The organism is Streptomyces sp. NPDC051218 (assembly GCF_044455475.1).
Taxonomy (GTDB): Bacteria; Actinomycetota; Actinomycetes; order Streptomycetales; family Streptomycetaceae; genus Streptomyces.
On record NZ_JBITEU010000011.1, the window covers coordinates 412,341 to 421,225 of the forward strand.

An 8,885-nucleotide genomic window follows, 5' to 3' on the forward strand; every position below is an offset into this window, starting at 1 on the left:
AACAACCGAACCACGCCTACGTACAGCGGAAGCGTGACTGCGCCCAGTCCGCGAGCGCGACCGAGTGGAACGGCGTGTGCGGTTCCACGACCAGGCGAATCGTCTTGCGTCCGGTCAGGTTCACCTGCACCGGCACCGCTGGGTCCCCGCCTTCGATGAGCGGCGACCGCCACAGCCGCGCACTGTCGCCGAAGACCGAGAACCGCACCTTGCCGAGGCCCATCGTCATGTCATCGACGCCGACGACCGCGTCGTACGACGAGCACGCGCGGTTCAGGTCGATGGTGACCGAGGACTGGCCGTGGACGGTCACGCCGTGGCCGTACTGCCTGTCGGCGATGGACATGCCGGACCGCTGCCAGACCCAGCTGCTCTCGCCGAGCCGCATCTCGGGCTTGGTGCCGTCGCCGACGATGCCGTACTGCAACTCGCTCCACTGGTAGTCGGCGGGGGCGGGCGGCGGCGGAGGAGGCGGCTTCGGCTTCGGCTCGGACGGCGTGGGAGTCGGCGTCGGCTTCGGGGGGACGGGCGGCTCGGGTTCCGGAGTGGGCGTCGGCTTCGGCTTCGGTTTTTCGGTAGCGGGCTTCGGCGGAGGCTTCGGCTTCGGCTCGGAGACCGGCTGCTCGGGCGGCGGCTTCGGTTTGGGCTTCGGGGGCGGCGGCTTGTCCGGCTCGGCGGGTTGGGCGGCCGGCGGGGGTTTCTCGGCGCTCGGCAGATCCTTGGGCTTGTCCCCGCCGCCCGCGGTGAGGGCGACCGCGACGGCCGCGGCGGCGACCACTACGGCCGCCGCGATACCGGCCTTCGCGGGCGCACCGAGCCCTTCGGACGCGGCCGCACCGCCCGCCGCGCCGCCGGACGAGCCACCGCCGGCCGCCGCCGCGCCCGCCGCTCCGGCGCCCGCGGCACCCGCGGCGCCACCGCCGACGAGGGCGGCCACCTTCGCGTACCCGGCGGCGCCGAACCAGCCGATGACGGCGATCGGCACGACCCCGGGAATGCCGCTGGCCACTTCCTTGATCTGGCCCGCGGCAAGGCGGCACTTGGCGCACTCCTCCAAGTGCTTGCGCAGGCCGCGCTCGGCCCGGGTGCGCAGGCTGCCGCGCGCGTAGGCACCGAGGCGGTCCGCGTACCGCGCGCACTCCTCGTTCTCGGTGAGGGTGGTGCTCACATGGGCCTGGAGATACGCCTCCTTCAGGCCCTCGCGCGCCCGCTTGGCGAGCACGCGGGTGCCGTTGGCGTCGAGCCCGAAGAGCGTCGCGACGTCGCTCGGGGACTCGTCCTCGATCTCCGTGTGCCACAACACGGCCTGCCAGCGCTCCGGAAGGCTCCGGAACGCCTGCATGGCCATGGACTGCTCGGCCTCGTGCATCGCGCGCACGTCCGCGCCCAGATCCAGAGTGTCGTCATCGGAGACCTCGGAGCTGCGCGAGGCCTGCGCCGCGAACACCGCGAAGTCCTCGACCAGTTGTTCCCGCTTCGCCGACTTCGTCCATCCCGCGGCGACGCGGCGCACCGTGGTGAGCAGATAGGCGCGCACCGCGTACTCGGGTCCGCTGCCGCCACGCACCGCCTGCAGCATCCGCGCGAAGACCTCGGCCGTGAGGTCGTCGGCGGTGTGCGCGTCCCGGCAGCACGTGCGGGCATACCGGCGGACCGCTTCGGCGTGCCGTCGGTACAGCTCCTCGTACGCCGTGTCGTCGCCCGCCCGCATCCGGGTGATCAGGTCGCTGTCGGCCGGCGGACCGTCGCCGGGTACGAGAGCTGCGGCCTCGGTCGGCAGGAGCGGCGCCGCGGCTTCGGTCCGGGCTCCCTCGCGCTGCGGCGGAACGCTCGGATCCGCGCCGCCGGGACCGCTACCCGCGCCGCCGGGACCACCGTCGGGCACGGGCCCGCCCTGATTCGGAACCTGACGGGGAGACAGCCCCGCGGCGTCCTCGCCCAAGGCGGAGGACGACTCGTCCCGCCCGTCACCACTCATCGCGGAAGCCCCCGCTTGCACACTCGGACCCGGCCATCCGGGAAAGAGTGCCACAGGGTTTCGCCACGACGGTCGGCGATGACGGTCAACCACCCTTCCGGGGTGATTTCCCGTAACCGAGCACTACCGTTCACCCATTCGGGGAAGGCTCAACCGCCGTGTTTCTTGCGGCAGTTGAGCCCTCTCCGTGACGAACTTGTGCAGACCGTGTGCCTCTGCGTGCCGTGTGCTGTGCCGTGCCGCCTCAGGCCGAGGGGCGCGAGCGCAGCCCTTCCAGCAGGATGTCGAGCAGCCGTGAGGATGCCGCCGCCTGCTGCGCCGCGTCCGGCAGCGAGGGCGCCGCCGTGGCTATCACCAGGAGCACGTCCGCCACGGTCACGTCAGCGCGCAGCTCGCCCGCCGCACGCGCCCGCTCCACGAGACGCCCGACGACGTCCAGGAGCGCGACCGCCCCCGGGTCGACGGCCGCCGACTCCTGTGCCGGGGCCGAGCGCTGCTCCACGAGCCGCAGCTCGGGGCCGGCCTGAGCCGCCTGCCGCTGCTGCGGCACGCGCGCCTCGTCGTCCCGCACTCCCGCGATCTCGTCGGCGACGCCCACCCGCAGCACCTGCGGCGGCAGGAGCCGCCCCGCGCCCGACGCGACGGACGTCCGCAGGAAGCGCGAGAGCGCCGACCACGGTTCGTCCTCCTGCCCGAGCGCCGAGCGCGCCTGGTCGGTCAGCCGGGAGGTCTCCTCCTCGGCTATGCGCCGCACCAGCACGTCCTTGCTGGGGAAGCGGCGGTAGACCGTGCCGACGCCGACCCGCGCGCGCCGGGCCACGTCCTCCATCGGCGCGCCGTAACCCAGCTCGCCGAAGACCTCGCGCGCGGCGCGAAGCACGTGCTCGAGATTGCGCTGTGCGTCCACACGCAGCGGCGTCGAACGCGGTCCGTCCCCCATGTCGCGTCCGTTCCCGCTGGTGGCGATGGCTGAAGCCGACGCCGTAGTCGAAGTCCAGTGAGATTCCTGAATATGCATACGCGTTCCCCCGGTAATGACGTCTCCCCCCGGAGACACTCCCCGCCATTGGCAACCGGAGCGTGAGGAGCGAGCCCGAATCCGGGTCCCGTAGCTGGACCCGACGAGCGCATCCCCCGACACCCCGACGACACACGAACATAGTTGAGCCAGAGTCAATTCAGAAGAGGCGGGTTCCGCACGGACCGCCCCCCGATCGGAGTACGCACCGATTCCGACCCGATTGCACCCCCTCGCTTTTCCCCTTTCCCCCCTCCTGACCTGCGGTTCAGGCCCGAGCGGCGGCGAGGCCCGCACGGCGCGCCGCGCACCACGGCCGGTCACACAAATTGCCGAGCCTGTGGACAAACTCAAGAGCTGCGTGCGTCATGGGATGGTGAAGGAACCTGTGCGCATTCTCGTTGTGGGCGGCGGATACGTCGGCATGTACACCGCGCTGCGCCTCCAGCGGAAGCTGAAGCCGGAGCTGAAGCGGGGCGAAGCGGAGATCGTGGTGGTGACGCCCGATCCCTATATGACCTATCAGCCGTTCCTGCCCGAAGCCGCTGCCGGCTCCATCTCGCCGCGCCATGTCGTGGTCCCCCTCCGCCGCGTCCTGGACAGATGCCGGATCGTCATCGGCGAGGTCAAGACGGTCGATCACGCCAAGCGCACGGCCTCCTTCACCACGCTCGCCACGGCGGACGAGGGCTCCGGCGCCGTCGAGATCGCGTACGACGAAATCGTCCTCGCCCCCGGGTCCATCTCGCGCACCCTGCCCGTCCCGGGCCTCGCCGACCACGGCGTCGGCTTCAAGACCGTCGAAGAGGCCATCGGGCTGCGCAACCACGTCATCGAACAGATGGACATCGCCTCGTCGACGCGCGACCCCGCGGTCCGCGACGCGGCCCTCACCTTCGTCTTCGTCGGTGGTGGCTACGCGGGCGTGGAGGCTCTCGGCGAGCTGGAGGACATGGCCCGTTATGCCGCGCGGTACTACCACAACGTCAAGGCAGAGGACATGAAGTGGATCCTCGTCGAGGCCTCCGGGGGGATCCTCCCCGAGGTCGGCGAGGAGATGGGCAAGTACACGGTCAGTGAGCTGCGGCGCCGCAACATCGACGTACGCCTGGAGACCCGTCTCGACTCGTGCGAGGACCGGGTCGCTGTCCTGAGCGACGGCTCGCGCTTCCCCACCCGCACGGTCGTGTGGACCGCGGGCGTCAAACCGCACCCGGTGCTCGCCGCGACCGACCTGCCGCTGAACGAACGCGGCCGCCTCGACTGCACCGCACAACTGAGGGTGGACGGCCACGCGCACGCGTGGGGCGCCGGAGACGCGGCAGCGGTCCCGGACGTCACGGCCGACGAGCCCGGCAGGGAGTGCGCCCCCAACGCCCAGCACGCCGTACGCCAGGCCAGGACACTCGGCGACAACATCGCGGCGTCCCTGCGCGAACAGCCCCTCAAGGAGTACACGCACAAATACGTGGGCTCCGTCGCGTCCCTGGGGCTGCACAAAGGTGTCGCACATGTCTACGGACGGAAACTGAAGGGCTACCCTGCCTGGTTCATGCACCGCGTCTACCACCTGAGCCGCGTGCCCACCGTCAACCGCAAGTCCCGGGTGCTCGCCGAATGGGTCCTGTCCGGCCTGTTCAAACGCGAGATCGTCTCCCTGGGGTCGCTCGAACACCCGCGTGCGGAGTTCGAACTCGCGGCCGGGGGCGGCAGCCCGAAGGAGTCCTCCTGACCGGAGGCAGGAACTCCCCGCACCACACCGGCGTCTGACGGATGTCAGTCCGGTCGGCCAGACTGTTCGTGTGACCATGGGCGGGCCAGGACCGCCGGAAATCCCCGCCCGATCCAGAAGCGACATCACGAGGCCTACCGCAGTGAACTTCACGCGCTGGAGCGCCCGGCTCCCCGGAACGCAGCGCCGCGCCGCGGCGCGCACCGACCTGGGGATCTCCCCGCCACAGCGAGCCGAAAGCTCCGTCCCTGCGGCCCGCGCCGAGGGAGGCCAGGAGGACATCACCCTCACGCCGGCCGCCGAAGGCGTCGACGAACTGCCGACCCGCGAGGTGCTCGACCGCATTCCGGCCCTCGTCGCACTGGTGCACGGACCCGAGCACCGCATCGCGTACGTCAACGACGCGTACGCCACCGCCTTCGGCGACCGCCCCCTCGGCGAGCCCGCCCGCGACGCGCTGCCCGAGCTGGACGAGCTCGGTCTGCTGCCGCTCCTCGACCAGGTCCTGCGCAGCTCCAAGCCGCGCACGGTCAAGTCCCGCAAGGCGGCGAGCGGCCGGTCGTACACCTTCACCTGCACCCCGGTGACGCTCCCCGTGAGCGGCTCCGCCGCCGGGCTCAAGGACGACGGGATTCTCGTCTTCGCCGCCGACGTCACCGACCACGCCGAGGCCGCCGAGCGGCTTCGGGCCAGCGAGCGCTCCCAGCGCGAGACGGCCGTCACCCTGCAACGCTCGCTCCTGCCGCAGGAGTTGGAGCAGCCGGACGACCTGCGCATCGCCGCCACGTACCAACCGGGCGGCACGGAGGCCGCGGTCGGCGGCGACTGGTACGACGTGATCACCCTCGGCGGCGGCCGCACCGCCCTGGTCATCGGCGACGTCATGGGCCGCGGAGTCCGCGCGGCGGCCGTCATGGGCCAGCTCCGCACGGCCGTGCGCGCCTACGCCCGCCTCGACCTGCCCCCGCACGAGGTCCTGCAGCTCCTGGACGGCCTCGCCACCGAGATCGACGCCATGCAGATCGCCACCATGGTCTACGCGGTGCACGACCCGAACGAAGGCAGCCTGACGTACGCCTCCGCCGGGCACCTGCCGATCCTCGTGAGGGACGAGGGCGGCACGATCCACCGCGCGGAGGAGCCCACGGGCCCACCGCTCGGCACCGGCGGCTGGCTGCACACCTCGGGCTCGGTCCCGCTCGGTCCCGGCTCGACCGCCGTCCTCTACACGGACGGTCTTGTCGAACGCCGCAGCGAGGACATCGACGAAGGCGTCGCCTCCCTGGAGCGCGCCCTCGCGGGCGCCACCGGCACACCCCAGGTGGTGTGCGACCGGCTGATCCGCGCCCTGGGGGTGACGGCGGACCATGACGACGACGTCGCGGTCCTCGTCCTCCAGCACCCCGCACGCAAGGGCCTGGACGCCGAGCTGTTCCGCAACGCCGCCCTGGAGCTGCTCGGCGGCGTGGAAGCGGCGCCACGCGCGCGTGCCTTCGCGACCGGCGTCCTGGCCAGCTGGCGCTTCCCGCCCGAACTGCACGACCTGGGAGTACTTGCGGCCAGCGAACTGGTCGCCAACTCCCTCCAGCACGGCACGCCCCCCATGCGGCTCCGGCTGCGCCGCACGGACCGCCGCCTGATCATCGAGGTGACGGACGGGGACGACCACCTGCCGCGCCGCCGCCGCGCCGAGCCCGCGGACGAGGCGGGACGTGGCATCGCCATCGTCGCCACGATCGCATCGAACTGGGGCTCACGGCGCACACCGGGCGGCGGCAAGGCGGTCTGGTGCGAGTTCGCCCTGCCGCGTGGCTAGCGCCTAGGAGTTGGCGGGCTGGGGCTCCGCGGACTCCGGGGCGCCCTGCGCGACGACCCGGCTCTTGGCGACGTACGGCTGGTTCTGCAGCGGGGTGAGCTGCTTGCCCAGTCGTACGGCGAGCACCGTGATGCCCAGCGAGAAGAGCAGGAACGTCACGATGTACGGCCCGTGCAGCGCGGCCCCCATCGGACCGCCGACCGCCGGGCCGACCGCGAGCGCCAGCTGCTTCACCAGGGCGAAGGCCGAGTTGTACTGACCGACCATCCCGGCCGGCGCCAGATCGGCGACCAGCGGCGCGACGGTCGGCGACAGCATCGCCTCCCCGAGCCCGAAGAGGGCGTACGTAGAGATGAACGCGGCGGTCGCCATGGCCTGGCTGCCGTGCCCGAGCCCTGCGTACCCGGCCGCGAGCCACGCGACGGCCCAGATGAGACCGACGGCCGCGATCACCCGGGACCGCTTGCGCCGCTCGACGAACTTCAGGACGGCGAACTGCGCGATGACGATCACCGCCGTGTTGGCGGCCAGCGCGATACCGAGCGTCGACGGCGAGATCCCGGCCGCCTCCACGCCGTACGCGGACAGGCCCGACTCGAACTGGCCGTAGCAGGCGAAGAACAGCACGAAGCCGAGCACGCACAGCTGCACCATCGCCTTGTGCCGGAGCAGCGCCCGCAGGCCGCGCTGCGGCGCGGACCCGTCCTTGGGCACGGCGTCCTGGAAGGACGGCGCGTGCGGAAGCCGCACGGTGACGGTGATCGCGGCGAGCACCAGGAACATCACGGCCTCGATGGAGAACAGCGTGGTGAAGCTCCCCGGGTCGTGCTCGTCGACGATCTGGCCGCCGATGAGACCACCGATGCCGAGGCCCAGGTTCTGCAGGAAGAACTGCATCGCGAAGGCACGCGTGCGCGTGGCCGGCGTCGAGCACCAGACGATCATCGTGGCGAGCGCCGGCTGCATCACCGCGGTGCCTGCGCCCAGGAGGGCCGCCGAGACGATCGCCGTCGGCTCACTGTTCGAGAAGCCGAGCGCGAGGGCACCCGCCGATGCGGTCAGCGCTGCTCCCACGAGTACGGGGAGGGGGCCGCGGCGGTCGATGACGCGTCCGGTGACAGGCAGGACGATGAGCGCGGCCATGGCGAAGGCGGCGAGCACGATGCCCGCCGTACTGGACCCGAGATCCCGCACCTGCGCCACGTAGACGTAGAGGAACGGAACCGTGAACCCGACACCGAACGCGCTGAGCGCGCTGCCGACCTGAATACGACGCATCGCTGCGCCCATCGCCCTGGTCACTTTCACCCGCCTTAAGAGTTAGGTATGAAGACTTCGAAGCTAAAGTTAGAGCCTAAACAATACACACAGAAGGACTTCGACGCCAAGTGAGGACGTGCCATACTGCGGCCATGGGTGACACTCCCGGCCCCAGTGAGCCGACTCTCGAAGAGCAGATCGCCGCCTACCAGCGGGAGTTCCAGGACCTCGACCCCCAGGTCGAGGAGATCGTCTCGGCCCTCGGCCGCCTCAACCGGCGCATGAGCGTCGCCTACGGGCGCCAGACCGCGACCCTCGGCATCAGCAACGCCGAGTGGGAGGTCCTCAAGGCGCTGGTCCTCTCCGGCGCCCCGTACCAAATGGGCCCCGGCGAGCTCGCCAAGGGACTCGGCCTCACACCGGCCGCCATGACCCATCGCATCGACCGCATGGTGGCGGAGGGCCTGGTGACCCGGGACCGCGACGAGACCAACCGCGTCCGCGTCATCGTCGAGCTCACCGCCGAGGGCCGCGAGAAGTGGCTGGAGGCGATGCGCCTGGCCACGGTCTTCGAGGAGGACCTCCTCCAGGACCTGACCCAGGAGGAGCGCGGCGCCCTGGGGGAAGTACTGACTCGTCTTCTACGCAGGGTGGAGCACGCCCAGCCGGACGCGGGCGGACGCCTCACCGACCTGGACTGAGCGCCCCACCTCGGGGTTTGACAGTCACCCAGTGGATCCGTAAGGTTCTTCGGGTTGCCACGGAGCCGTAACGGTTCTGCGACAGCACCTCCCGCCGCTGAGACGCGGCAAAACAAACTCTGCACGACATCCCACCGGGAACGATTTCGGCATGCCCGAATTCAATTCCAGGACTCGATTATGAGTAACCGGGACGAACCGCTAGAGTTTGAGACGTCGGAACGGCCCAACAGCCGCAAAGACAAACCCCGCTGACTGGGAATCAGGCCCGAAAGGATCTGGTAGAGTCGGACTCGCCGGAAAGGGAAACGCGAAAGCCGAAAGGCCGGAGCGGGAACCGGAAAGGCATCGAGGAAATCGGACACGAAAGAGTCTGATAG

General features: G+C 70.8%; 6 protein-coding genes. 3 read left to right on the top strand and 3 right to left on the bottom strand.

Features of this window, described 5'->3' with window-relative positions; translation table 11 throughout:
• Positions 1–16: 16 nt before the first annotated feature.
• A complete protein-coding gene (locus tag ACIBCK_RS32095) occupies positions 17–1,978 on the bottom strand; it encodes a sigma-70 family RNA polymerase sigma factor (RefSeq protein WP_399395932.1) in 1,962 nt (653 codons plus the stop codon).
• Between the two features lie 244 nt (positions 1,979–2,222).
• Positions 2,223–2,996, bottom strand: a complete 774-nt coding sequence (locus ACIBCK_RS32100; protein ID WP_399395934.1) for a TetR/AcrR family transcriptional regulator — start codon at positions 2,994–2,996, stop codon at positions 2,223–2,225.
• Positions 2,997–3,369: 373 nt separating this feature from the next.
• Here ACIBCK_RS32100 and ACIBCK_RS32105 point away from each other — a divergent pair, with 373 nt between their 5' ends.
• Both ACIBCK_RS32105 and ACIBCK_RS32110 read left to right on the top strand, forming a co-directional pair.
• On the top strand, positions 3,370–4,728 hold the full coding sequence (locus ACIBCK_RS32105; protein WP_399395936.1) for an NAD(P)/FAD-dependent oxidoreductase: 1,359 nt from the start codon (positions 3,370–3,372) through the stop codon (positions 4,726–4,728).
• A 142-nt stretch (positions 4,729–4,870) separates the two neighbouring features.
• Positions 4,871–6,544 carry a SpoIIE family protein phosphatase gene (locus tag ACIBCK_RS32110; protein WP_399395937.1) on the top strand — a complete coding sequence of 558 codons (1,674 nt, stop codon included), beginning with the start codon at positions 4,871–4,873 and terminating at the stop codon, positions 6,542–6,544.
• 3 nt (positions 6,545–6,547) lie between these two features.
• Here ACIBCK_RS32110 and ACIBCK_RS32115 read toward each other — a convergent pair whose 3' ends face one another.
• Positions 6,548–7,834 carry an MDR family MFS transporter gene (locus ACIBCK_RS32115; RefSeq protein ID WP_399395972.1) on the bottom strand — a complete coding sequence of 429 codons (1,287 nt, stop codon included), beginning with the start codon at positions 7,832–7,834 and terminating at the stop codon, positions 6,548–6,550.
• 122 nt (positions 7,835–7,956) lie between these two features.
• Here ACIBCK_RS32115 and ACIBCK_RS32120 point away from each other — a divergent pair, with 122 nt between their 5' ends.
• Entirely contained in the window at positions 7,957–8,505 is a 549-nt protein-coding gene (locus tag ACIBCK_RS32120; protein WP_399395939.1) for a MarR family winged helix-turn-helix transcriptional regulator, read from the top strand.
• Positions 8,506–8,885: the final 380 nt, after the last annotated feature.

What these genes read in the sequence shown, in the direction of transcription:
- ACIBCK_RS32095 (WP_399395932.1), bottom strand. Translation starts at nt 1,978, where the DNA reads ATGAGTGGTGACGGGCGGGACGAGTCGTCCTCCGCCTTGGGCGAGGAC.
- ACIBCK_RS32100 (WP_399395934.1), bottom strand. Translation starts at nt 2,996, where the DNA reads ATGCATATTCAGGAATCTCACTGGACTTCGACTACGGCGTCGGCTTCA.
- ACIBCK_RS32115 (WP_399395972.1), bottom strand. Translation starts at nt 7,834, where the DNA reads ATGGGCGCAGCGATGCGTCGTATTCAGGTCGGCAGCGCGCTCAGCGCG.
- ACIBCK_RS32105 (WP_399395936.1), top strand. Translation starts at nt 3,370, where the DNA reads ATGGTGAAGGAACCTGTGCGCATTCTCGTTGTGGGCGGCGGATACGTC.
- ACIBCK_RS32120 (WP_399395939.1), top strand. Translation starts at nt 7,957, where the DNA reads ATGGGTGACACTCCCGGCCCCAGTGAGCCGACTCTCGAAGAGCAGATC.